At 39.2% G+C, this 24,509-nt stretch carries 28 protein-coding genes; 22 read left to right on the plus strand and 6 right to left on the minus strand.

Features of this window, described 5'->3' with window-relative positions:
* The first annotated feature begins 100 nt into the window (after window positions 1–100).
* From WDB87_RS12330 to WDB87_RS12385, 12 genes are all read left to right on the plus strand, one after another.
* A complete protein-coding gene (locus tag WDB87_RS12330) occupies window positions 101–538 on the plus strand; it encodes a hypothetical protein (RefSeq protein ID WP_286247857.1) in 438 nt (145 codons plus the stop codon).
* Window positions 539–642: 104 nt separating this feature from the next.
* Complete coding sequence (locus WDB87_RS12335) at window positions 643–939, plus strand: hypothetical protein (protein ID WP_286247859.1); 297 nt, start codon at window positions 643–645, stop codon at window positions 937–939.
* Window positions 940–1,035: 96 nt separating this feature from the next.
* Window positions 1,036–1,488: a hypothetical protein gene (locus tag WDB87_RS12340; protein WP_286247861.1), complete on the plus strand. Its 453-nt coding sequence runs from the start codon at window positions 1,036–1,038 to the stop codon at window positions 1,486–1,488.
* Window positions 1,489–1,568: 80 nt separating this feature from the next.
* Window positions 1,569–1,952 carry a hypothetical protein gene (locus WDB87_RS12345; protein ID WP_286247863.1) on the plus strand — a complete coding sequence of 128 codons (384 nt, stop codon included), beginning with the start codon at window positions 1,569–1,571 and terminating at the stop codon, window positions 1,950–1,952.
* Window positions 1,953–2,072: 120 nt separating this feature from the next.
* Window positions 2,073–2,348 (plus strand): hypothetical protein, encoded by a 276-nt coding sequence (locus WDB87_RS12350; protein WP_286247865.1) that lies wholly within the window; start codon window positions 2,073–2,075, stop codon window positions 2,346–2,348.
* Between the two features lie 123 nt (window positions 2,349–2,471).
* Window positions 2,472–2,693, plus strand: coding sequence for a hypothetical protein (locus WDB87_RS12355; RefSeq protein ID WP_286247866.1), 222 nt, complete (start codon window positions 2,472–2,474; stop codon window positions 2,691–2,693).
* Window positions 2,694–2,981: 288 nt separating this feature from the next.
* Window positions 2,982–3,941 (plus strand): phosphotransferase, encoded by a 960-nt coding sequence (locus WDB87_RS12360; RefSeq protein ID WP_337850015.1) that lies wholly within the window; start codon window positions 2,982–2,984, stop codon window positions 3,939–3,941.
* A 144-nt stretch (window positions 3,942–4,085) separates the two neighbouring features.
* On the plus strand, window positions 4,086–4,715 hold the full coding sequence (upp, locus tag WDB87_RS12365; protein WP_286247868.1) for a uracil phosphoribosyltransferase: 630 nt from the start codon (window positions 4,086–4,088) through the stop codon (window positions 4,713–4,715).
* A gap of 9 nt (window positions 4,716–4,724) precedes the next feature.
* A complete protein-coding gene (locus tag WDB87_RS12370) occupies window positions 4,725–5,963 on the plus strand; it encodes a uracil-xanthine permease family protein (protein ID WP_286247869.1) in 1,239 nt (412 codons plus the stop codon).
* A gap of 136 nt (window positions 5,964–6,099) precedes the next feature.
* Complete coding sequence (locus tag WDB87_RS12375; RefSeq protein ID WP_337850016.1) at window positions 6,100–7,845, plus strand: HAD-IIB family hydrolase; 1,746 nt, start codon at window positions 6,100–6,102, stop codon at window positions 7,843–7,845.
* The gene (locus WDB87_RS12380; protein ID WP_337850017.1) at window positions 7,838–9,061 is read left to right on the plus strand and encodes a glycosyl transferase; all 1,224 of its coding nucleotides are present in this window, start codon (window positions 7,838–7,840) and stop codon (window positions 9,059–9,061) included. Before WDB87_RS12375 ends, WDB87_RS12380 begins: the two co-directional genes overlap by 8 nt.
* 24 nt (window positions 9,062–9,085) lie before the next feature.
* The gene (locus tag WDB87_RS12385) at window positions 9,086–10,864 is read left to right on the plus strand and encodes a sugar phosphorylase (protein WP_337850018.1); all 1,779 of its coding nucleotides are present in this window, start codon (window positions 9,086–9,088) and stop codon (window positions 10,862–10,864) included.
* Between the two features lie 104 nt (window positions 10,865–10,968).
* Here WDB87_RS12385 and WDB87_RS12390 read toward each other — a convergent pair whose 3' ends face one another.
* Complete coding sequence (locus WDB87_RS12390) at window positions 10,969–13,815, minus strand: TonB-dependent receptor domain-containing protein (protein ID WP_337850019.1); 2,847 nt, start codon at window positions 13,813–13,815, stop codon at window positions 10,969–10,971.
* A 615-nt stretch (window positions 13,816–14,430) separates the two neighbouring features.
* Here WDB87_RS12390 and WDB87_RS12395 point away from each other — a divergent pair.
* Together WDB87_RS12395 and WDB87_RS12400 are read left to right on the plus strand one after the other, a co-directional pair.
* The gene (locus WDB87_RS12395) at window positions 14,431–14,820 is read left to right on the plus strand and encodes a cytochrome b562 (RefSeq protein ID WP_337850020.1); all 390 of its coding nucleotides are present in this window, start codon (window positions 14,431–14,433) and stop codon (window positions 14,818–14,820) included.
* A gap of 9 nt (window positions 14,821–14,829) precedes the next feature.
* Window positions 14,830–15,216 carry an OsmC family protein gene (locus WDB87_RS12400; protein ID WP_286247881.1) on the plus strand — a complete coding sequence of 129 codons (387 nt, stop codon included), beginning with the start codon at window positions 14,830–14,832 and terminating at the stop codon, window positions 15,214–15,216.
* A 51-nt stretch (window positions 15,217–15,267) separates the two neighbouring features.
* Here WDB87_RS12400 and ykgO read toward each other — a convergent pair whose 3' ends face one another.
* Together ykgO and WDB87_RS12410 are read right to left on the minus strand one after the other, a co-directional pair.
* On the minus strand, window positions 15,268–15,402 hold the full coding sequence (gene ykgO, locus WDB87_RS12405) for a type B 50S ribosomal protein L36 (RefSeq protein ID WP_004586489.1): 135 nt from the start codon (window positions 15,400–15,402) through the stop codon (window positions 15,268–15,270).
* Window positions 15,402–15,665 (minus strand): type B 50S ribosomal protein L31, encoded by a 264-nt coding sequence (locus WDB87_RS12410; protein ID WP_055254017.1) that lies wholly within the window; start codon window positions 15,663–15,665, stop codon window positions 15,402–15,404. The genes ykgO and WDB87_RS12410 overlap by 1 nt, the downstream gene beginning before the upstream one ends.
* A 225-nt stretch (window positions 15,666–15,890) precedes the next feature.
* Between WDB87_RS12410 and WDB87_RS12415 the strand changes: the two genes are divergently transcribed.
* Window positions 15,891–16,157, plus strand: coding sequence for a hypothetical protein (locus tag WDB87_RS12415; protein ID WP_286247889.1), 267 nt, complete (start codon window positions 15,891–15,893; stop codon window positions 16,155–16,157).
* Between the two features lie 50 nt (window positions 16,158–16,207).
* Here WDB87_RS12415 and WDB87_RS12420 read toward each other — a convergent pair whose 3' ends face one another.
* Both WDB87_RS12420 and WDB87_RS12425 read right to left on the minus strand, forming a co-directional pair.
* Window positions 16,208–17,251: a metal-dependent hydrolase gene (locus WDB87_RS12420; RefSeq protein ID WP_337850021.1), complete on the minus strand. Its 1,044-nt coding sequence runs from the start codon at window positions 17,249–17,251 to the stop codon at window positions 16,208–16,210.
* Between the two features lie 53 nt (window positions 17,252–17,304).
* Window positions 17,305–18,192, minus strand: a complete 888-nt coding sequence (locus WDB87_RS12425) for a LysR family transcriptional regulator (RefSeq protein ID WP_337850022.1) — start codon at window positions 18,190–18,192, stop codon at window positions 17,305–17,307.
* Window positions 18,193–18,306: 114 nt separating this feature from the next.
* Here WDB87_RS12425 and WDB87_RS12430 point away from each other — a divergent pair, with 114 nt between their 5' ends.
* From WDB87_RS12430 to WDB87_RS12440, 3 genes are all read left to right on the plus strand, one after another.
* The gene (locus WDB87_RS12430) at window positions 18,307–19,479 is read left to right on the plus strand and encodes an MFS transporter (RefSeq protein ID WP_337850023.1); all 1,173 of its coding nucleotides are present in this window, start codon (window positions 18,307–18,309) and stop codon (window positions 19,477–19,479) included.
* 153 nt (window positions 19,480–19,632) lie between these two features.
* Window positions 19,633–20,448 carry a 2,5-didehydrogluconate reductase DkgB gene (gene dkgB, locus WDB87_RS12435; RefSeq protein WP_337850024.1) on the plus strand — a complete coding sequence of 272 codons (816 nt, stop codon included), beginning with the start codon at window positions 19,633–19,635 and terminating at the stop codon, window positions 20,446–20,448.
* Window positions 20,449–20,512: 64 nt separating this feature from the next.
* Window positions 20,513–20,800, plus strand: coding sequence for a putative quinol monooxygenase (locus tag WDB87_RS12440; RefSeq protein WP_286247899.1), 288 nt, complete (start codon window positions 20,513–20,515; stop codon window positions 20,798–20,800).
* Between the two features lie 112 nt (window positions 20,801–20,912).
* On the opposite strand, the gene WDB87_RS12445 is transcribed toward WDB87_RS12440, so the two are convergent.
* Window positions 20,913–21,566, minus strand: coding sequence for a DUF6058 family natural product biosynthesis protein (locus tag WDB87_RS12445; RefSeq protein ID WP_286247900.1), 654 nt, complete (start codon window positions 21,564–21,566; stop codon window positions 20,913–20,915).
* Between the two features lie 172 nt (window positions 21,567–21,738).
* On the opposite strand from WDB87_RS12445, the gene dapA reads away from it, so the two are divergent.
* The 4 genes from dapA to WDB87_RS12465 all read left to right on the plus strand — a co-directional run bounded on the left by dapA (window position 21,739) and on the right by WDB87_RS12465 (window position 24,503).
* Complete coding sequence (gene dapA / locus WDB87_RS12450; protein ID WP_286247901.1) at window positions 21,739–22,656, plus strand: 4-hydroxy-tetrahydrodipicolinate synthase; 918 nt, start codon at window positions 21,739–21,741, stop codon at window positions 22,654–22,656.
* Between the two features lie 119 nt (window positions 22,657–22,775).
* Window positions 22,776–23,471: a beta-ketoacyl synthase chain length factor gene (locus tag WDB87_RS12455; protein WP_286247903.1), complete on the plus strand. Its 696-nt coding sequence runs from the start codon at window positions 22,776–22,778 to the stop codon at window positions 23,469–23,471.
* Window positions 23,464–24,249 (plus strand): lysophospholipid acyltransferase family protein, encoded by a 786-nt coding sequence (locus WDB87_RS12460; RefSeq protein ID WP_286247904.1) that lies wholly within the window; start codon window positions 23,464–23,466, stop codon window positions 24,247–24,249. The genes WDB87_RS12455 and WDB87_RS12460 overlap by 8 nt, the downstream gene beginning before the upstream one ends.
* Window positions 24,246–24,503 carry a phosphopantetheine-binding protein gene (locus WDB87_RS12465; protein ID WP_004586478.1) on the plus strand — a complete coding sequence of 86 codons (258 nt, stop codon included), beginning with the start codon at window positions 24,246–24,248 and terminating at the stop codon, window positions 24,501–24,503. The genes WDB87_RS12460 and WDB87_RS12465 overlap by 4 nt, the downstream gene beginning before the upstream one ends.
* The last annotated feature ends 6 nt before the right edge of the window (window positions 24,504–24,509 follow it).

Raw genomic sequence — 24,509 nt, forward strand, 5'->3', positions numbered from 1 at the left:
AATTAAGCTAACCCACGAAAAGCGGAGGCTAACACCGTGTGGGAGTCATTATGTCTATATTGCTAAATAGTTCCGTGAAGTATCAAACTATGGAGAATAAATGAAAAAGGGAATTGCTGACATTTTTGAGACTGATTCGGTCATAAAAATTTTAGTTCTTTGCGTTGTAACTATTGGCTCGTATCTAATATATAAGCTCTATCGCTTTTCAAGCCAAATTAATAGACATACAAACCATAAGATACCTAATTCTTTCATCTATACGGCTATCACTTTATTTGCTATTTCACTAGTTAGCTTAATATATGCTTTAGCTAGTTTTCATGACCAAACTATTTTAAAAAGCTCTATCGGGATTCATATTGTTTCAAGTGTTTTTGATGTAACGTGGATAATCATGGTTCGTAATCGTATTAATTTAATTTCTGGATCTATCAGAGGCGACCAACTTTGGTTAAATCCATTTGTAACTTCAATTTTTCACGTTATCTATATGCAGCATAAAATCAATCAGAGCATGGTTAAAGGCGCAATATAACAAATGAATTATGTTGTTCGTAAACTCACCGGGAATTTTACTCGCTGTAAAGCGCTCCTAAAATCTCCATATTCAAAGCGTTATATGTACTCGAGGCTATTTTGATGTCGACCTATAATAAAGCAGTTTTAAAGGTTGCTGCACGAAAGTCCTTTTTTCACATATCGTGGTTAGTTTTGCTGATAGGTATACCAATTATCTTTTTTGCTCATGGTTTAAGTTTAATAGAGGGTGCGCTATTGCTGGCTGGCCTTCTGATATTTTTTTGGGGTGTCTATTTTTCACTTTGTTTGGTTTTTCATAGACTGTCACTACGCGATTGTGATGTTCGTTCAGACTATATGGCTAAGAGTGATATTGAAAAGGGAGAAGAGGTTGGTTCAAAATTGGAAGGTTGGTGAGCACCGTACAAATAACAAAGCAAATGAAGCAAACATTGCCAAGAGCGGGCAACGCCGCTTATTTGAGTGTTATACGTATTTAAGGAAGTTTCAGTGATGTCGAAGGAAGTCTCAAAATTAAACCTTTACTTTTCATCAGCTGTAAAGGCTAGTTACGAAGTAGCGTTTATATCTGTTCCGGTTTTAGTTTGGTCTGTCGTTATATTCTCTCTTGGAGGTTCTCCTGAAGAAGTTAAAAAGTTAGCAGCTTGGCCCTTCTTAGCTCTTGCGCTATTTTCTACAGCCTTGAAAGATGGGATATCTGCATTTCATCTAGATACAAAAAAAGATAAGCAGCAACGTGAGGTTGTACTGACGGCATCTATTATTGGGATTGTTCTCAGTACGGTGTTGCTTACGTTGGCGATATTAAAATCTCGTCAGGAGGTTGTAGGGCTGTTCGATACGTTTTATGAATATGTTTTCATGTTAGTCTTTGCGGGAATAGCTACTCTCTTTGCAACAAAAGTTATTTTGATCCAGCGAGTCTATTATGACCACTACGTATAACAAAAAATTAAAGCGGACATTGCCAAGAGCGGGCAACGCCGCGTAATTTGGTGTTATATACCAAGGAAGCTAAACAGGCTATGTTAAGATTTCACGATTATCACCTTCAAAAATACGAAGTTACCGATCATGGCAAAACTGTAAAATTATATTTGGGTTTTGGTTACCCCGGTAAAGAAACTGATTTTTCGGAAATTACCTTCACGGAAGTAGCTATATATCATTTCGTGCATACTGCATATTCGATTATTACTGACATTGAAAACGTACAGATTAGCTCTCTCTTCGAGGAACAAAAGAATAACATCCAAAATTGGAATCGAAATTATGGCGTCGATATATGGAAAGATGATCTTGAAACTACAGTAAATTATCTTGAAAGTAATAATTACAGCGGCTGGTATATCGAGTCAGCCATCGGTTTTAGTGGGTTTATTGTGGCTAAATCGGTTAATGGCACATAACAAAAAAATAAAGTACGCCCGCTTCGCGGGCTGGGACGCAAACACGCAGGCCGGCTTCGCCATTGTGCCCTACGTGCCTGCGCCCTTTATTTAAAAGTTATAATGAAAGGGAGATAGCGTATGAGTGATTTAATCGGATTTCTATTGGTGATACCTGTTTTGGTACTTATCGCAGTTGGGTTTCATTATTGGCTCAGTAACCGTATTTTGGCTACTGTTATTCCAACTTTAGTGGTGCCCTTATTACTGCCCATTATTGATTACTTTGTGCTTGGTTATATTGACCCATTCACAATAATTGCAGTAATTATTATAGCGATATTAATGCTTGTGATTTCCGTATTGGTATCAGTATTTTTTAAAAAACACAGGCAACTTAAAGAGCAAGGACTGTAGCATTTGCAATATAACAAACAAATGTTGCAGACCCAAACTCGCGACCATTGTTCTTGCTTCACAGAGTATAGGCTACAAGGTTGTGCAGCAAATTCGGAAGTTATGTTTTAAATAGGTGAATGAATGACTGAACGGGAAATTGCTCTAACCATATTTATCATCATTGGCATTTATTTGATGCTTACGGGTAAAATTAATGTCACTGTTTCTATTGGTCAGTCTGGAATTAATTCTCACGTAAGAGCCGGCTCCCCGGAAACACCTATTAAAACTCAAGGAGTAGCGGTCAGGATTCTTGGGTTTGCTATTTCTGTAATCTCTTTTTGGTGCTATCTGTATTTATAACATTGTGGTGAAAGCGCTTTGTAGCTATAAAACATAACAATCACATTAAGTCGGTCGCAAGCTTTCTTGAACATTATTGCCCGTGGAAATAAAAAGACACCCATCTTAAATTTTGCATTTCCAATAAGAATTTAGTGTACGCTTTGGGCAGGTAAATTAAGGTGAGTGTCTCCTTAAACATAAAGGTGCTTATTTACGAACAACTAAGCAGGGCTTATAGATGCTATCGTTTTATTAAAAATACCTTCTAATGTTAAACTATAAAAAACTTAATGACTTAATATAGCTATGGCATTTTATCTTCCTCTTTTACAGCCTCATTTTAAAGACATTGAAATGGGCGATACGCTAACATCGCTTTGGAGCGGGTGTGGCAGTATTGTCGAGTGCATACTTGATGCTGAGCCATGTGTTATCAAAGCGATTAAAATACCACGCCACATAAACCATCCAAAAATTAAGCAAAGCGAATTTGCATTAAACAGAAAGCAGCAGTCTTATAAAGTTGAATATAATTTTTATAGGTTATCCAGCGCGTACTTACCGACAAGCGCTAAAACTATTACCTGTATTAATGCAATTAATGATGGTGATGATTATGCGTTAGTATTTAAAAACTTTACTCAATATGGTTTTGCTCAAGCAAGCTCCCAGCATATAAAGGCAATACTAAACTGGTTAGCATCTTTTCATGCCTTTAATTTAAATAAGCCCGCAAAGGGCTTATGGAAGCAAGGGAACTATTGGCATTTAAGCACACGCCCTGATGAGTTTAATAAACTAAAAGATAACCTTGATAAAAAGTCCGATATTAAAAAGGCGGCACACAAAATAGATAAAACACTGCAAGCATCGCGCTATAAAACTCTCATACATGGCGATGCTAAACTTGCCAATTTTGCTGCAAATGAACAGGGCGAAATATTAGGCTACGATTTTCAATACGTAGGCACTGGGGTAGGGGTTACAGATGTAATGTACTTTATGACGAGTTGTTTTAACGACGAGCAGTTACATAAGTATGCTGATGCGCATTTAGCTTATTATTTTTCGCAATTTAAACGTGCACTTAACGTTTATCAGCCAGCTATAAATGCTGATGACGTTATTGCAAAGTGGCAAGTGTTGTGGTCATTAACTTGGGCCGATTTTTATCGTTTTTTAGCGGGTTGGAGCCCTGACCATTTTAAAATAAACAGCTACATGCTGGCGCAAGTAAATGTAACGTTATCAGGCAACAAATTATAAACATAAACTCTAGGTCAGCTTGCATAAATATCAATCAAATCAATAAATTTTGGCACGATCTATGAAAACTTATTTAAAATTGCAGGTCAAATGACCTTTTTTAATATAAAATACCGCCAATTCTTGTATCAGTAGGTTTTTATCATGTCAATTCACGTAATTTCACACCCTCTAGTTCAACACAAATTAGGCTTAATGCGCGCTCACGGTATAAGTACTAAAAGCTTTCGTGAATTATGCTCTGAAGTGGGTACTTTATTAACCTACGAAGCAACTAAAAACCTACCCCTAGAAGATAACGAAATTACTGGTTGGGACGGCAACAAATTAAAAGTAGAACACATTAAAGGCAAAAAAATTACGGTAGTGCCAATTTTACGCGCAGGCCTTGGCATGATGGACGGTGTAATGCAGTTATTACCAGCAGCTAAAGTGAGTGTTGTGGGCCTTGAACGTAACGAAGAAACACTTGAACCAGTACCCTACTTTGAAAAGTTAGTAGGCAATATTGATGAACGTTTAAGCTTAGTAATCGACCCTATGCTTGCAACTGGCGGCTCTATGATTGCAACAATTGATATGCTTAAAAAAGCAGGCTGTAAAGACATTAAAGTAATTGTTCTTGTTGCCGCACCTGAGGGCGTAGAAAAAACACTAGAAGCTCACCCAGATATAGAAATATTTACCGCATCAGTCGATAGCCACTTAAACGAAAAAGGTTATATCATCCCGGGTCTTGGTGATGCAGGCGACAAAATATTTGGTACGGTTTAGGAGTGTTCAGTGCAAAATAACGCCACTTTTTCAGTCAAAACTATTTTAACTGGCGCGCAAATGCTGTTTGTTGCATTTGGTGCGTTAGTACTTGTGCCTTTATTAACAGGGCTCGACCCAAGTGTTGCTTTGTTTACTGCGGGTTTAGGTACCTTGCTATTTCAGGTAGTTACTAAAGGAAAAGTACCTATATTTTTGGCGTCATCATTTGCGTTTATTGCGCCTATTATTGCCTCAGTGCAAATGTGGGGCGTACCAGCCACCATGGGTGGTTTGATGGCAGCAGGCTGTGCTTATATGCTGTTAGCGCTGTTGGTTAAATTTAAAGGGGTGGCAACACTTCATAAAATTTTGCCGCCAGTGGTTGTGGGCCCTGTTATTATGGTAATTGGTTTAGCCCTAGCGCCGGTTGCGGTAAATATGGCAATGGGTAAAAGTGGCGACGGCAGTATTGAACTCATCGCGTACGATAAAGCCATTATTATTTCGCTGTTTTCTCTTGTTGTAACACTTATTTTTGCGGTATGGGGGAAAGGTGTTTATAAGCTTATACCTATATTAGCAGGTGTTATATCTGGCTATGTTTTATCGCTTGTAATGGGCGTTGTTGAATTTGGCAGTGTAAATGAAGCGAGCTGGTTGGCTGTACCAAACTTCACATGGCCAGAATTTAAATGGCAAGCCATATTATTTATGGTACCTGTAGCCATTGCCCCTGCTATTGAGCATATTGGCGATATGATGGCTATTAGCCAAGTAACCAATAAAGATTTTTTGAAAAAGCCTGGGTTACACCGTACGCTATTTGGCGATGGTTTAGCAACAGCGGCAGCTTCAATGTTTGGCGGTCCACCTAATACAACCTACTCAGAAGTGACAGGCGCAGTGATGCTGACTAAAAACTTTAATCCTAAAGTGATGATGTGGACTGCCATTATTGCTATTGTGCTGGCATTTGTAGCAAAAATGGGCGCTGGTTTACAAACTATTCCTGTACCTGTGATGGGCGGCATCATGATTTTGTTGTTTGGCTCAATTGCGGTCGTGGGCTTAAATACATTGGTTAAATCGGGTGATGACTTAACTGCACCCCGTAATTTAAGTATTGTGGCACTTATATTAGTGTGCGGTATTGGCGGTATGCACATTGGGGGTAGCCAATTTAGCTTAGAAGGGGTTAGCTTGTGCGCCATTTTAGGTATTGTACTTAATCTGGTATTGCCAAAAGCCGAACCAGAAACTGATTAATTTTGCACTGTATGTAAAATTCACGCACCAAAATAGCGCATATCAATTGCGCTATTTTTGTAAGTTGCTAATAATTAAATAAAAATAATAGTGGTCTAGTACCTGCATTTGTTACTCCATAATATAAGGAGTTACTATGTCAGAGGCCAGTATTGTGGATATAACCCCATTTTTAGCAAAGCACCAATTGCCTTTAAAGTATCAGTACCTTAGTGAGCAATTTTTTATCCCGCTTGCACACGATATTCTAGAATCAAAAAAAAATAACACCCCTATTTTTGTCGCCATAAATGGCTGCCAAGGCTCAGGAAAAACTACCCTCGCAGATTTTTTAGTTACTTGGTTTAGTAACAACACGCCGTTTACCAGTGTCGCGCTTTCTATTGACGATTTTTATTTATCTAAAGCGCACCGCCAAGGACTTGCCAAAGACGTACACCCATTATTTGCCACCCGCGGTGTGCCTGGCACCCACGATGTTGGGTTAATGAATACCACCATTAGCCGGTTACTTGCAAAGGGGGTTGGTGTACCTTTGCCTAAATTTGATAAGCAACATGACGATTGCAGCCCCGAACAAACATGGCAATGTAACAATAAACCCATTGATATTATTATTTTAGAGGGCTGGTGTGTTGGCAGTGAGCCACAACCGTTATTTTCTTTAAGTGAGCCTATAAACGAGTTAGAAAGTCAGTACGATAAAGAAGGTGTATGGCGTCGCTGTGTAAACAGTTGCCTAGCAAATGAATACAAAAGTGTATTTAGTAAAATAGACTACACGGTGATGCTCAAAGCGCCGAGCTTTGAAGATGTATTTAAGTGGCGACAAGAGCAAGAGCAAAAGCTTATTGCCGCTAAAGGCGAGGGCGATGGCACCATGAGTGATGAGCAACTGGTGCACTTTATTTCTCACTTTGAGCGTATCACTCGCGAAAATTTAAACACCCTAAGCGCTAAAGCAAATGCACTGTTAGAGCTTGATAGTAATCGCGATATTAGTGCTATGCACTTGACCAGCGATGATACTTTGCAACCTATCATATTTACTGATTTAGATGGCACGCTACTCGATCACGCCGATTACAATACTAAAAATATCAGTAGTTTACTGCAAAGTTTACAAGCAGCCCACATTCCTGTGGTGTTTAATACCAGTAAAACTTTTTGCGAAGTGGTTGAACTTAAAAACGAGCTTAATATTCAGCAACCCTTTATTGTTGAAAATGGCGCGGCTGCTTATTTACCGGTAGATTATTTTGAGCTTAAACCCATTGGCTGCACGCAAGTAGGGGCGTATTGGTGTTATGCATTTGCAAAACCATTATCTAACTTACTTAGTGATTTAGACTCCTTAAGCAGCGAGTATAAATCGCATTATAAGTTATTTAGTGATTTGTCGAGTGAGCAAATATCCTCCCTCACCGGGCTTGATGAAGCGCATGCAAGGCGCGCTCAAACTCGCGATTTTTCAGACCCACTTTATTGGCACGGAAGCGATGAATTACTAAATTCGTTTGTAAACGATGTTAAAGCACTCGGCTACGAAATAAAAATAGGCGGGCGATTTATACATATTGCTAAAAATACAGATAAAAGCGCTGCACAGCAGTGGTTAGTTAAACAAATTTCACAACATTTCAGAAAGCCTCTCACGGTAATTGCACTAGGTGATAGTGACAACGATAAGCAGATGCTAGAGCAAGCTGATATCGCCATTATCATACATAACCCAAGCAGTAAAAAGCCGGTTAAGTTAACACATAACAAGGCGCGTTATTCGCAATCGCCCGCTCCACTGGGTTGGATTGAAGAAATAACCACATTGCCTTGTATTAGCAGCATTTTAAATACTATTGAGGAGCGAAAATCACATGGCTGATTTTTATCAAAATGGCATTATTACTACTTTACATAACATTGCCGACAGACCTGTAGAAGCACTTGAAGAAGAGCTTGTAAGTTTTAGTAAGCAACGCCCAATGGGCTTAATATTACCTTCACTTTTTAGTGAGCTTGAAGGCCCTGCGCTACAAAATATTGTTAAAGAGTTAAAAGAAGTACCGTATTTATCACAAATTACCATAGGCTTAGACAGGGCAGACGAGTCACAATACCGCCATGCTTTAGGCTTTTTTAAAGAGCTTAATCAAAACCACAAAGTATTGTGGAACGATGGCCCGCGCTTACAGGCGCTTGATAAAGAATTACAAGAATTAGGCGTTGCACCGCGTGAACTTGGTAAAGGTAGAAACGTGTGGTACTGCATGGGTTATAAATTGGCCACCTCAGAGGTAGAGTCGATAGCTTTACACGACTGCGATATTTTAACTTACGACAGAGGCTTGTTAGCACGCTTAATTTACCCTGTAGCACACCCTCGTTTTAATTATGAATTTTGTAAAGGGTTTTATCCACGTACTGCTAACGGCAAAATTAATGGCCGAGTATCGCGTTTATTAGTTACGCCATTATTACGCTCATTTAAAACTATTTTAGGCAATACCGATTATCTAGAATATATGGACTCGTTTAGATACCCATTAGCCGGGGAGTTTTCATTTAGACGCGATGTGCTAAACGATATTCGTATACCGAGTGATTGGGGTCTTGAGATTGGCGTATTGAGTGAAATGTATCGTAATTATTCACACAATCGCTTATGCCAAGTAGATATTGCCGATAACTACGATCATAAACACCAAGCGCTTTCGCTGGATGATCAAAGTGCAGGTTTATCTAAAATGTCGATTGATATAACCAAAGCATTATTTAGAAAACTGGCTACACAAGGGGTAACCTTTACCAGTGAAACCATTCGGTCATTAAAAGCAACATATTATCGTATTGGGTTAGACTTTATTGAAACCTACCATAATGATGCATTAATGAATGGGCTAACTCTTGATGTACACCAAGAAGAAAAAGCCGTAGAAATGTTTGCACAAAACATTATGGAAGCTGGCCAGCACTTTTTAGATAACCCAATGGAAGCGCCATTTGTGCCAAGTTGGAACCGTGTTGTATCGGCCATGCCAGATGTATTTGAGCGCTTAAAAGAAGCGGTTGATCTTGATAACAAAGAGTTTAGTGAATAAATCTAACAATAATAAGGGGCGCATGTGAATACAGTAAGTGAGTTATTTTTACAGCGGGTAGAGCAACACCTTCATATAATATACAAAGATGTTGAGCTGCCTTTAAGCATTACTGAGCTGGCTGAGCAGCTTATTACTATTATTTTAGGCGACAGCCCACTGCGCGACCCCACACCGCATACCAACCGTTGGGATGAGCAAGATATAATTTTAATTGCCTATGGCGACTCTATTATTAAGCACGATGAAGGAGAGCAAGCTGTTGCAAAGCCGGTAGAGGCACCGCTTAAAACTTTGCACCGATTTATAAAAGAGCAGTGCGATATGCAGCTCAATGCATTGCATATTTTACCGTTTTACCCGTACAGCTCAGACGAAGGCTTTGCGGTTATGAACTACGTGCAGGTAAATGAATCGTTAGGGGATTGGCAAGATATTAAAAATATTGCCAAAGATGTAAAGCTAATGGCCGATTTAGTTATAAATCACTGCTCTAGCCGAAGCGTATGGTTTGAAAACTTTTTAAATGATTTACACCCAGGCAAAGACTACTTTAAAACCGCTAGTTTAACCGATGATTTAAGCAATGTTGTACGCCCGCGTACCTCATCATTACTAAACACAGTAACTACACCAAGCGGTGAAAAACATGTGTGGTGTACCTTTAGCCACGATCAGGTTGATTTTGATTTTGGTAACCCAGAAGTGTTAAAAGAGTTTATAAGTATTATTCGTCATTACTTAGATAATGGTGTGCGCTTGTTTAGGCTAGATGCGGTTGCATTTTTATGGAAACAGCTTAATACCAATTGTATTAATTTACCGCAAACACATGAAGCAGTTAGGCTTATTCGCACGCTTATAGAGCATACTGAGCCAAGTGTTGTCATAATTACCGAAACCAACATACCAAACCAAGAAAACCTCTCTTACTTTGGTAACGCCAACGAAGCGCACAGCATTTATAACTTTGCTTTACCACCGTTATTACTGCATACCCTGTTAAGTGGTGATAGCGCAGCAATAAAGCATTGGATGATGAGTATGCCTCCGGCGCAAAACGGTACCGCTTATTTTAACTTTATTGCATCCCACGATGGAATAGGGCTTAGACCAATTGAAGGGCTGTTGCAACCAAGCGAAGTGGCTTCATTAGTAAGCACTACGATGCAATTTGGTGGTCGCGTATCTATGCGCACCAGTAACGATGGCACGCATACTCCATATGAGTTAAATATTGCGCTGTTTGATGCATTACAAGGTACACATAACGGGCAGGATAAGTTTGGTCTTGAGCGATTTATGTGCGCGCACGCTATTATGTTTGCACTTGAAGGTATCCCTGGACTCTATATACATAGCTTACTGGGTACAACTAACGATTACGAACGCTTTGAAAACTCACAGCATAACCGTGCTATTAACCGCCATCGCTGGCAGGAGTCAAAGCTGCTTGCAGCCATAGGTGAAAAATACAGCCATCATCACAAAGTGTTTAATGGTATAAAAAACTTGCTGGCTATTCGTAAAAAACAAGGGGCGTTTCACCCAAATGCAACCCAATTTACGCTGCATTTAGCGGGTGGGTTATTTGGCTTTTGGAGGCAAAGTATAGACAGGCGCCAAAGTATATTTTGTGTTTATAATATTAGCGATAAGGCCCAAGTGCTTACCCTTGCTGATTTAAATTTAATTAATACTCAGCAATGGTTTGACCTAGTGGCTGATGAAACTATAGGTGAAGACCAATTAACAATAGAGCTTGAGCCGTATCAAAGTGTCTGGCTAAGCAATATAAAATAAGGCGCAATAATAACAATCCTCAAAATAGATCACTCAATTAAGCGCATTGGTATAAAAAGGCTCGCAGTGCGAGCCTTTAAATTAATTAATAACGTTGTTATTAATTATAAGCTGTAGCTTAAGTTAATGTAGCCAAAGCGGCCAATGTTATCGTAACTTGCGCTGTTTTCGCCTGTCCCGCGTGTACCGTACGGAAGTTTACGATTAAATAGGTTATCAACACCTACTTTAACGCCTAAGCCGCTATCGAAGTTGTAGCCCACTGTCATATCGGTAATAAAGTATTTACCGTAAGACATTTGGTTACTTGGGTTCGAGTTACTCGCAAGATCAACATTTGTGTATAAATCAACTTCGCTGATAAAGCGTGTTTCAACGGTTGAGTAAAAATTATCCACTGCATAGCTAACCGATAGGTTAGTTTGCCATTTCGCTTCGCCGGTTGTACCTGCATATTCAATATATGAACTAGGATCATCCTGGAACGGGTAATCTTTACGTTCAATAAGGTAAGTACCAATTAAGCGTGTTTTAAAGCTACCTTCAAGGGCGTCAAAGTCGTAACCTAATTCAAAATCAACACCAGAGGCCTTTTGACCAGCAACATTTAATACTGAGTTTTGAATTAAAGTGATTTCGCCACTGGCGTTACGCGTAATTAAATTACAGTATTGGTTGTCTATGCCTGTTGCGCTATCTACACAGCGATCAAGAATTTCTTGCGCGTCGATTGTGTCAATGGCATCTTCTAGATCAATTTTCCAGTAATCTATAGTAAGCACTGCATTTTCTAAAAACTCTGGTTGGTAAACAATACCTACCGTTGTGCTTGTTGACTCTTCACCTTTAACATCGCGGTTACCGCTTGTTAAGCCATCTAAAGAGGCTGAGTCGTAACCTGAGTTAAAGTCACTTGCAACACCTAATGCAGCACAGTTTGCTGTGCGTGTTGCTGCATTTGATAAATTAGCTATATTCTCAGCGCGACACGGGTCTTCTACAGTGTAGAAAGTTTGGCTTGCTGCACCAAATACTTCACTTATGTTTGGCGCACGAAGTGCTGCAGATTGTGTTACGCGTACACGTAGCTCATCGTTAACAGTCCAATCAAGGCCTAGCTTCCAGCTAGTTGCTTCGCCAATTGTACTGTAATCAGCATGACGCACTGCGGTATCAAATACTAAATCTTGAATAAGCGGTAAGTCAGTTAAAATAGGCATAGTTGCTTCAAAAAATACTTCGCGAACATTAAACGAGCCTTTATCTTCGCCTAAAGCATTAAAGAAAGTACCTTCTGCGTTATCTGGCTCTTTTGTTTCGCTTTCTTCTTTACGGTATTCAGCACCAAATGCAACACCTACATAACCTGCTGGTAATTCAAAAATAGCACCATTAGCAAGTGAGCCAGAAACAACCGTTTGCTTAATAGTTGATGTGCCTACAGATACCGTATTGATGTAATCAATCGCTTGTTGAGAAGGCGCACCAAAACCCATAATGTTTACCGGTACACAGCCATCAGCTTGTGCTGCAGCGCTGCGACACACGATGTTGCCATCAGTATCTTCAACGGCATCAAGGGCATTAAAGTAGTTGGCTAAAATCATGTTAGCGCCATTTTCGCGCTCTAAGTCAGTTTGACCGTAAACAACTGAGGTATCCAATTCCCAGTCTTCAAACACAGTCCCTTTTAAGCCTGTAACAAAACGTGTTGTTTCACGGGTATTGTTTTCAACGCGGCGACCAAGATCACTCATCATGCGGTTTATCATGATAGAATCAACGCCTTCCTCTTCCATACGCGCTTTGATATCAGGGTCTAAGTAAGGGTTATCAATTTTAATGCTGTTGTCGCTATCAAAAAAGAAAAACGCAGGCTGACCTATGCTTTCGCCTTGGCTGTTTACGTATTTTGCATCAAAATAGACGTTTAAATCGTCGGTTACATCGTAGTTAACTTTAAAGTTTACGTTGTAGCGTTCAAACTCAGGTTGAATTTCTTCAAATTGGCCTAAGTTAAAAAAGTCACAGTTTGCACATGAATATAGATCTGCGTTATTGCCTATGTATAAGTCACGTGCGCTGCTATCAGGGTTAAAGCTATTAATAAATTTAGTTGGATCTTCAAGTGCATACACACCAGCATCATTGATGGCGTAATAACCTGCATTAGGTGTTAAAATATCGTCTGGGAAGTCCGCACTATTTTTGTTCTCATCCGTTTGAGCTTGGTTAGGTAAGCTGCTAAAAGATGTGCTAGTCCAAGGGTGGTCAAGTGCGTTTAATGAATCCTGGCCTGAGTACTCAATAGCAAAAGCGGCATTACCACGGTCGTTATCAAAATTTGAGCCGTACGAGAACGTTGCTTTTTCGTTGTTATAATTGTTTAAATCGGCAACACCACGGGTAACACTAAAGTCCATGCCTTCAATGTTGTCTTTTAAAATAAAGTTTACAACACCTGTCACTGCATCAGCACCGTATACAGCTGATGCACCACCCGTAATAATTTCTACTCGCTCAACCCAGACGCTCGGAATAGTATTTGTATCAACAGCTTGAGAGCCTGCTGAACTTGATACGTGGCGTTTACCGTTTACAAGTACTAAGGTACGGTCGGTACCCATGTTACGTAAATCAAGAATGTTTAAACCAGCAGTACCAATAAAGCGGCCTGAGTTAGCCATTGAATATGTATTGCCAAGTGCTGGTAAGTTGTTTAGCGCTTCACCAATGTTTACAGCGCCAGTATTAATTAGCTGCTCGCCGCTTATAACTGTTACTGGTGCCGGTGCAATAGCACCTTCACGTAAAATACGCGAACCCGTTACCTCAACGCGTTCAATTTTTGTCGCTTGCTCATCTTGTGCAAGTACAGAATTACTCGCTGTTGCAGCAGCAGTAATCAATGCACATTTAATGCTAGTTGAAAGTAAATTATGACGTTTCATGTGTTTCCCAAAGGAGATTTTATAATAATTAAATACATTAACTTTTTAGCTAAATACACAGCGCATTTAGCCTAAGCCCTATAACAAAAGTTATAGGGCCGGCGATTATTGCATGCGTATTATTTTATTAAAAGCAACTAAAATAAGCCTAAATCACTAACATGAAATAAGTTACAGGCGAGTTGTTGTTAAATTAACAATAAAGCGATGTGATGTTAGAAGTTTAAGTTTTATGGGGTTTACGATTTATTGATTACTTGCTGCCAATTAATTTACACTGGAATTGAATTAGTAATATTAAAGAGTTTATTTTAAGCGCCTTAATTTAATAATGGCTAAAATATAACCATCAAGTGTATTTTAACGTTCAAATGCAGTGCTTTAATTATAGGCGGATTTGTAAGGATTATGTGTTTAATTTAACTTGTTAAATGAGTCAACTTTTTTGAAATAGTAAGAATAAAAATTAAATTTGAAAATTTTTCACTATTAAACTTGCCGTATCACTATTTTTTGTAAAGCCCCTTTACAGTTATCTAGCTTCCTATGCGCCTTGAGTTACTTTATTACGTAAACTTGGTACACTTATACTGTTTTTTATAAATAGGTTTTACCATGAAGTTTTTAGTTTTAATTTTTACTTTTTCCATAAGTACGGCAGCTTTTTCAGAGCAAGAAATTGATCTCGAAGTTAATATGAAAAACACTGGCCTTGCTTATAAAAATGCGGTGCAAGCAGTCGGTATTGGTGGCTTTAATACCGCCATTGATAAATTTATTGCCTTGGTTGAAAACAGTAAAAAAGCGACCTTTCATAAAGAAGCGCAAATGTCGTTACAAGGGCTAGATAAGGTTATTGCGCAAGCAAAACTGGCTAAAAAGTTAGCTAACGAGCGCGGGCTAGATGCAGCAAAGCCAGCCCTTAAAAATATAGATGATTTACGTAAAAAATATCATGAGTTACATGAGCCTCCTGGCTTTTTTGACTTACTGTTTGGTAATTAAGGAGTAGTAATGGAAATTTCAGTATCATTGTTAGCCGGTCAAAAACAAAGTGCTAAATTTGGCGAGCTTGAAGTAATAAGCGATCAAAGCATTAATGCGGGTGGCGGTGCCGAACACCCTGAACCGTTTGACTACTTTTTAGTAAGCATGGTGCTATGTGCTGGGTTTTATGCACGTAAATTTTGTGAGCAACGCGATATCTCTACACAAGGAATGACGCTTACGCAAAATAATGAAAACGTAGATGAAGAAGGTAAAAAATTATTTTCTATCGAAATTAATTTACCTGATGGCTTTCCGCAAAAATATAAAAAAGCACTTATTGCTGCGGTTAATACGTGTACTGTTAAAAAAGTGATTCAGGCCCAACCTGAGTTTTCAGTAGTTGTTAAATAAAAAATACGGGTAAACATGTATCGTTTACCCGTATACTTCACGGAATTAGTGTTACTTTTTCTTCATTCCTTGTACTGCTTTAAAACGTGGATTGTCTTTACATATTACAAAAACACGTCCTTTTCGCTTCACTATTTGACACCCTGGTCGTTGCTTAGCGCTTTTAAGCGAGCTTAGTACTTTCATTACTCACCTTTTTTGGCTGTAGATAAGTTTTTAAAGCGACGGTTAAACTGTGCCACACGGCCGTCACTAGCCACTGTTTTTTGCTTACCGGTATAAAACGGGTGCGAGTCGCTCGACACATCAATAGGCACATACGGATACGTTTTCCCTTCAAGCTCAATAGTGCGGTCTGTTTTAATGGTAGAGCCAATAATGAAGTAGCTATCGGCAGCAGTATCGTGAAAAGCAACCATGTTGTAATCTGGATGAATATTAGGTTTCATAATACGCCCTAAGTTGTTATGTGATAATATAACTATAGGTTATCGCGTTTACTGCACTTATGCAAATGATTTTTACTCTCATTTACATGGCTTTTTGCTGGCTAATTGTGCAAACAATTCAAAAAATAACCAGTTAAACCAAAAATACTGGCTATTAGTTTTTAGGCTGTTATAACTATATAAAAAGTGTTAACAAGAAAATTTTTGACGGTTTAGAGGTAAGCTATGAGCGACGCAGCACAACAAGAACAAATAGACCAAGGGGTGATGGAAACCCTTAGAGAGCGCGATCACACAGTCTTATCTGAGCAAATTAATCCAATAGATTGTACTCATAACGACATTATTGAGCTACTTGCACAATATATGGCACTGAGTGAGCAGGATGATGACCAATTGTTTGATGATTGGTTTGATAACCTTAATAAAGAGCAACACACAGTGCTAAAAGTATTTGAGGTTTATAGGGGCCAATACGAGCATCAAAATTAATATTAAAGGGCAGGTTAGTATTATCACTTAGCTGCCCTTTTTTAATGTACTTATAGATCTTTAGCACAGCTTTTGTTTGCTAAAGGTGGCGCTATATTAACAGCAGGATTCCAAATTCTATCCCATATTTTACTTACACTGCTTAAGTTAGAGCGCTGGCTTATTTTTTCAAAGTCACTCACACTCACACCTGAGTCGGTTTTTTCTCCTACAACAAAGTTGAATACATAATAGCACTCCATGCCCATTCGTAAATCAGAGAGTATTATTTTACTTTGCTGCTGGCGTATATTGTAAAAGCCTTTTGTGAACCATTGTAAGCGTTTAATTCTCCACACATTGCTTATCTCATTTATTAGTGAGGGGTCAGTATTGTAGGCATTGAATGTTACTTCGTTTGGCTCATCAAATAATGACGCGTAACCTACGTAGTATTGACCATCAGACATAACCACAATACGCCATAACAAGGTGGTGAGTGGCGCAGGAGTGCTTATATAGTTGTTAACTTGTATTTGCCTTTCAGCAAGAGCTGCAGTGACTTTATCGTCAATAATAACTTTTAAAATAAGTGAACTACATAAATAGATACTGCTAAGACCAAGCATTGTAGTGTTGATTTTATATGCACGCGCACTCGTTATTTTTGGTAGTAATGTACACGCTACACCAAATATTAAGGGGAGTGTGTAAAGCGGATCGACAATAAACATGTTAGAAATAGCAATAGGGTACTCGGTTAGAGGCCACAATAATTGTGTGCCATATACAGTAAAGCTATCAAGTAATGCATGGGTCGATAAACATAAAAATACCAGCCAAAACCAGCGCGCTTTATGGACTTGCATACCGGAATGTATTTTTAAAATAAGCCAAACAATAAAGGGGCTAATTAATAAATGCACAATAAACGAATGGCTAAAACTTCGATGATAAGTAAATGCCTCCACTGGCCCGCCATATGGAATAAAAACATCTAAGTCGGGTAAAGTACCTAACGCTGCACCCCATAAAGCGGCTTTACGGCCAATTTTATTACCTAGTACGGCGTAACCTACTGCGCTACCTAAAACTACCTGTGTTAACGAGTCCATTTTATTCCTTTTTATTTAGGGTGTTATACTGCCCTTGGGCTTAAAAACGTCACTTATAATCTGAGCAGTGGTTTTATAAAGTCTAAAAAAGCCATTATACGCGACGATACAGCACTGTTTTTGTAATACACCGCTTGCACAATTTCGCGGTTGTTTGGTGTGCTGATACACTCTGGCAGTACTTCTATAAGTTTGCCTGATTTTAAATCATCACCAATCATAAAGTGCGAAAGTAGCGCAACCCCTTGGTTTGCCAAGCATAGCTGGCGTACAGTTTCGCCGCTACTGGCGGTTAAACCAAAATTTAAAGCTACGGGCGATTTTAGCGGCCAATTATTGAGTTTAGGAGAGTCGGTAAAGCCAATGAGTTTATGCTGGGTTAAGTCGCTGGTGTGCGAAATAGTCGGTGTATGTTTAAGGTAACTTGGGCTTGCAACTAAGTGCAATTTACTTACGCCGAGCTTTTTTGCATGTAGGTTAGAGTCTTTTAACTCACCTATACGAATTGCTAAGTCTGTTTTATGTTCGAGCAAGTCAATAATGCTATCGTGGGAGGTTATATCAAGTGTGATGTGGGGATATTGCCTATTAAATTCAGCAATTAAAGGCACCAATTGGTGCAGCACAAAAGGGCTGGCTGCATCGATACGTAATTTTCCACTAGGGGCTTGTTTTAAAAGCTTAATTGCTTCTTCACCGGTTTGTAAGGTGTTTAAGCCATCACGTGCATATTTTATAAAAGTATGGCCTTCTTCGGTTAGCTCTAATCGGCGGGTGGTCCTATTTAATAACGTACATTGTAAGGTGTTTTCAAGGCGAGACACCGCACGCGAAACCTTAGCTACTTGTTGATCAAGCAAATTAGCTGCCGCTGAAAAACTGCCGCTATCTACTACCGTTAAAAACATTTCTAAGTCTTCGGTTTTTGCATGTTGAGCCATATGTGACCACCTTACTTTTACATTAATTACAAAAGTATTTTGTCACTAATGCTATTTTTTGCAAACACATTATTAGTCAAACTGTAGGTCTTAACTAATGATGAGGATTTAATTATGCCATTGGCTTTGTGGGCGCTCACCTTGAGCGCATTTGCAATAGGAACAACCGAGTTTGTAATAGTGGGATTAGTGCCTACTATTGCAAACGATTTAGCTGTAAGCCTACCTTCAGCGGGCTTGCTCGTTAGTTTATATGCAGTTGGGGTTGCCATTGGTGCACCGGTACTGACTGCATTAACCGGGCGTTGGAATCGTAAAATTGTACTTGTAAGCTTAATGGGCTTATTTGTTTTAGGTAACTTACTTGCATGGCAAGCACCGAGTTACGAAACATTAATATTGGCTCGCATACTAACAGGCCTAGCTCACGGGGTGTTTTTTTCAATTGGCTCTATGATTGCCACAAGCTTAGTGAGTAAAGAGAAAGAAGCCAGCGCTATTGCTATTATGTTTACCGGACTGACTGTAGCGCTAGTGACGGGTGTGCCGCTAGGTACTTGGATTGGCCAACACTTTGGCTGGCGTGCAACGTTTTTAGTGGTGTCGCTACTTGGCTTAATCGCGTTAATTGGCAGCGCTATTTTAGTGCCAAAAAACTTAAAACAGTCTATTCCGGCCACGTTTAAAGAACAGCTTCAGGTTATTGTTAAGCCTCGCTTATTGCTTGTATATTTAATGACAATTTTAGGCTATGGCGGCACATTCACTGCGTTTACTTATTTAGCACCTATTTTAGAGCAACAAACAGGGTTTGCTCCTGCAGCGATTGGTTTAATTATGCTTGTGTATGGTGTATCGGTTGCCATTGGTAATATTTGGGGCGGAAAACTGGCTGATAAACGCGGCCCAATTAGCGCATTGAGTATTATATTTAGCGCGTTAACAATTATTTTATTGGCATTTACCTTTACGATGGAATCAAAAGTAGCGGCCGTACTAACTATTTTAGTATGGGGTGCATTTGCGTTTGGTAACGTACCGGGCTTACAGCTTTATGTCGTAAAACAGGCGCAAAAGCATACCCCTAATGCAGTAGATGTCGCATCGGGTTTAAACATAGCAGCGTTTAATATTGGTATCGCACTGGGCTCAATTATTGGTGGCAGTGTAGTAGAGGGCATGTCACTTCAAGATACCGCTTGGATTGGCGCAGCAATTTCTGCTCTAGCATTAGTCGTAACCCGTTATAGTGGCATGCTTGATAAGCGAGAAGTGAAACAAGCATAAAGTATTCTGTTAAGGTTGAAACTTAAATTTATGGCCTCATTACCTGTATTGAGGTCATAAATTTTAGGTGACAACACAAAAGAAGTAAAAGGTGTATTTCGTAAAACTTAAACAGTTTGTATTTTTAACCGATTATTTTATAAGGATAGAGCCATGACACAACGTGTAATAGAAATGCCAGATTTAGGCATGGGAACATTCCGTTTAGAAGGCGATACCGCCTACAATTCAGTAAAAATGGCGTTAGAAGTGGGGTTTCGTCATATAGATACTGCGCAAATTTATGGTAACGAAGAGCAAGTAGGCCAAGCCATAAAAGATAGCAATATTCCGCGCAGCGAGATATTTTTAACCACCAAAGTGTGGAACAACAAGCTTAACAAAACTGACTTTATTGCCAGCGTTAAAAAATCACTTGAGAAATTACAAGTAGACTCTGTTGATTTATTGCTTATTCATTGGCCTGCGCCTTCAAATGATGAGCCAATGAGCGAGTACCTTACTGAGCTTTTAAAAGCTAAGCAGCTTGGTTTAACAAAACATATTGGCGTGTCTAATTTTACTATTGCCAACTTAAACGAAGCAATGCAAACACTTGATTCGCGAGAAATATTTACTAACCAAGTTGAGGTGCATCCGTATTTAACCAATACCAAGCTACGCGCTTTTTGTGCCCAGCACGACATTCACGTTACAGCGTATATGCCATTTGTTGTCGGTAAAGTACTTAAAGACCAAACGATTATTGATATTGCCAATAAGCATGAAGCATCGCCAGCGCAAGTCGTTATTGCATGGATTAATGCCAACGGCATGACCACCATTCCATCATCAACCAAGCGTAAAAACTTAGAAGATAACTTTAATGACCATGTTAAGTTAGACGCTGAAGATATTGCCCGCATTGACGGACTAGATTGCGGCGATCGACAAGCAACGCCTGATTTTGCGCCGCAGTGGGATCAGTAATAAATACACAAAACAACATTAGGTGCAGTGACGCTGCACCTTTATTTTTATAAAAGGACTCCGTATGTTAACGGTAATTGCCACTATTTCGAGTAATAATATTGATGCAGATGTTGTTTTAACTGCGCTCGAAAACCTGCAAAAGTATTCACGTCAAGAAGTGGGTTGCCTGCGTTATGAGTTATCGGTCAAAAGTGATGATGACCAAACGACTTATTTAGTTAGTGAGCAATGGGCATCTGAAGAACATTTTGAAGCGCACAAAAATGAGCCGCATTTTAAAGCCTTTGGTACGCAAATAACGGGTTTAGTAACTAGCAGTCATATTGATGTGTACAAATCTATTGGCTAGCAAAACTAAGTAGTTAGTTGAATTTGTTGTTTACAGTGGCGGCGTATACATACATCGCCATTACAATACTCAATCTTTTTAGCCCTCAGCCCGTATTAAAACCTCAGTTGCTTTATTTAATCGATAAATCGTACTTCAATATAAGTGCATCTATGTAACGGGCACGCAATGTGTGTTGTTTTTCGTGATCGGCGCCGTGGCCTAACGCTTTATTGAGCAACTTCATCGCGGGGTGAAGCTGCGTGCGCTCTTGTTGGTTTAAACTTCCTTTAGTGCGCAATTCAGTAATATCGTCTACCAGTAAGCGGCCTATATCCACACACACTATTTCATCAATTAAACCGTTTTGTGTCAGTACGCCGTATTTGCTGCATAAAAACTGTTGCCACACTTGCTGTAAATGCTCGTCTATTTCGCAGCCAAATAATTCTTCGTTAAAACTAAAACCTTGCTGGGCAAGTTTACTAAGGCTTGCCGTATACTGCTGCGCAAAGTAATTAAAAGCATTACTGGAGGATTCAATTTTTTGCTTTATTAGCCCTTGACCCCAATTTACACAGCCTCGCGGGTAATAGTCATCGTACTCTTCACATTCATACAAACCAGAGTACGAGCTACAACTTAATTGGCTTTTTATACAATAACTTGGTTTAGGAAAAATACTGTGCTGCTGCCATGTATCTAGTTGCTCAGCATCAATATTTAAAGCATGGCAAAGCTCATCGGTGTTATAAAAATGAGTGGCTAAGTAGTCAGATAAACGCATAATGGCTCGCTTAAAGTTAAAAATACAAATACTGTTTAAATATACAGTGTGTGTATTTTGTATTATCAAATTAAATAACACAAGTCATTTTACGTTTATTATTCGCTTAGGCCTGCAAAAATACCTGCAAGTATGTTACAAATAGCGCAAGTTTTATAAATAATGAATTTTTATGCGCACCCTAGAACAAATTAAACAAGCAAGCTTAATTACCGCTATTAAAACCCCGTACTTAGCCAATGGTGAAATAGACCTAGCAAAGTACGATGAACTCGTTGAAATACAAATTGCAGCGGGTGTAGATGGCATTGTGGTTGGTGGTACAACCGGCGAAGGCCAGCTGATGAACTGGGAAGAGCATTTAATGCTTATCGCGCACAGTGCAAATAAATATGGCGATAAGCTGTTAATTGTAGGGAATACGGGTAGCAATAATACCCGCGAAGCTATTAAAGCCACTAAGTACGGCTTTGCAAGCGGTATGCACGCCGCGCTGCAAATTAACCCATACTATGGCCGCACCTCTATTGCCGGTGTTAACGAGCACTTTAAACGTGTACTCGATATTGGCCCTGCGTTTATTTACAACGTAGCAGGGCGCACAGGGCAAGATTTAACTCCTGATATTATTGAGCCGTTAGCAAAACACCCTAATTTAATTGGCGTAAAAGAATGTGGTGGTAACGAGCGTATAGCCCATTACGAACAGCAAGGCATTGCGTGTTGGTCAGGCAACGATGACGAAGCACACGATGCGCGCCACACACATAATGCACACGGTGTTATATCAGTCACATCTAATCTTATACCAGGGTTGTTCCGCCAGTTAATGGATACTAAAAATGATGCCTTAAATACCTCATTACAACCTTTAATGAACTGGTTATTCTGCGAGCCAAATCCGATCGCAATAAACACCGCAATGATGATGACAGGCGCTGTAAACCCCGTATTCAGATTGCCGTATATGCCACTGAGCGATGAGCAACAAGCACAAGGCGAAGCCTTAATAAACGAACTTAACGTTGATGATATTGTGGGCAATAAAGCTAAGTGTATAAAACAAAGTGATTTTGCTTTGCTTTCTTAGGTTATATGAGCCAGCGCTGAACAGTTAGTAAGTGCTGGCATTTATTTAATGAATATTTTACTTTTATTGCTAATATCGGTAAAATTCTCGCCCCTTTACTTACTAAATAACGTTTATTTGTGAAATTTGTTGTTGAACAACTCGCTACATGGATTAAGCCTGAACAGCGACAAAGCCCCTCTGAAAATTGGTACGACTCATCACCAATTACATTAAGTTGGGTACCTGCAATGCAGCGCAGAAGAATGACACCATTTGTAAAAATGGTTTTACATAGCGCTCATCAAGTAACAAATGATAAAGGGTATGAAAACATGCCTGTTGTTTTTTCATCACGCCATGGCGATTTCCATAAAACAGCTAATTTATTAAGTGAACTTGCACAGCAACAATTATTATCTCCGACAGGCTTTGGTTTAAGTGTGCACAACGCTGCAATCGGTATGTATAGCATTATTAGCGGTAACACCCAACCTATGAACGCTATTGCAGCGGGTAAGGATAGCTTTGCTTGCGCTTTGATTGAAGCATATATAAAGTTGGTTGAGTATAAACAACCACATATATTACTTGTGCATACAGATGAGTCACTTCCAGAGCCGTACACAACATTTGTTGATGAGGCACAAATAACACATTCTATTGCGTTAGTTATACGTTTAGCTACAGAAAAAGAAGCTCATTTTAGTTTAACTAAACACGCCACTAACAATAGCGAACAAACAACTACTCCTTTAAGTTTAGAGTGCGCAAAAGCAATGTTTAACAAAAAAAGCGCCAGTGCTAATGGTTGGTTGTTAACACACTATGCTTAATACAATAATAAGAGTAATAGGCCTTGTTTGGCGCATTATAGCCACTGGCCTTTGTTTTAGCGTATTTGGTTTAGGTGGGCTATTTTTAGCCTTACTGATCTTCCCTATACAACGTTTATTTCAGCACTGTCCCTTAAAGCAAAAAGAGAATGCGCGTACGGTAGTGCATTATAGCTTTAAATTTTTTGTCGCTTTAATGCATCACACTGGCGCTATCCGCTTTCATATTAAAGATAAAGCCCATTTAGCTAATTTGAAAGGAGAGCTTGTATTAGCTAATCACCCATCACTTATTGATGTTGTGGTACTTATATCGGTTATTAAAAATGTTGATTGCGTTGTAAAAGCACACCTTTTTACTAACCCTTTTATGCGTGGTGTAATAAAAAGTACAGGTTATATAAGCAATGAAGACCCGCAAGAATTATTGCGTGAATGCGAGCAAACACTAAAAAGAGGGAATAACTTAATTGTTTTTCCTGAAGGGACGCGAACTGTCCCTCATAATACGCTTAAATTTAAAAGAGGGGCTGCAAATATAGCCCTTAGATGCCATGCCCCTATAACAACCGTATTGATTAAAATGAAACCTAATACGTTAACTAAAGGGACGCCTTGGTACAAAGTAGCCCCATACCAAGCGCATTTTTCTATGCAACTAGCACCACATTCTTTCAAAAGCGATATTATTTATACAAGTGACGTACCTGCAATACAGTCCCGCCAGCTTACGAAAGGCTTACAACAATACTTTACAAAAGAGCTTAGCTATATATGAGTGAATTAAAACAACAAATTAAACAATTGATTATTTCGAGCCTAGATCTTGAAGATATGACCACTGCCGATATAAAAGACGACGAGCCTTTATTTGTAGATGGTTTAGGGCTAGATAGCATTGATGCGCTAGAGCTCGGGCTTGCTATCAAAAAAGAATTCGACGTAAAAATTGATGCAAATTCAGAACAAACTAAAGCGCATTTTGCGAGTGTTAACTCTTTAGCGCAATTTATAGAACAATCACGTACTTAATTAACA

It is taken from the genome of Pseudoalteromonas sp. C12FD-1 (assembly GCF_037414265.1).
Classification (GTDB): Bacteria; Pseudomonadota; Gammaproteobacteria; order Enterobacterales; family Alteromonadaceae; genus Pseudoalteromonas.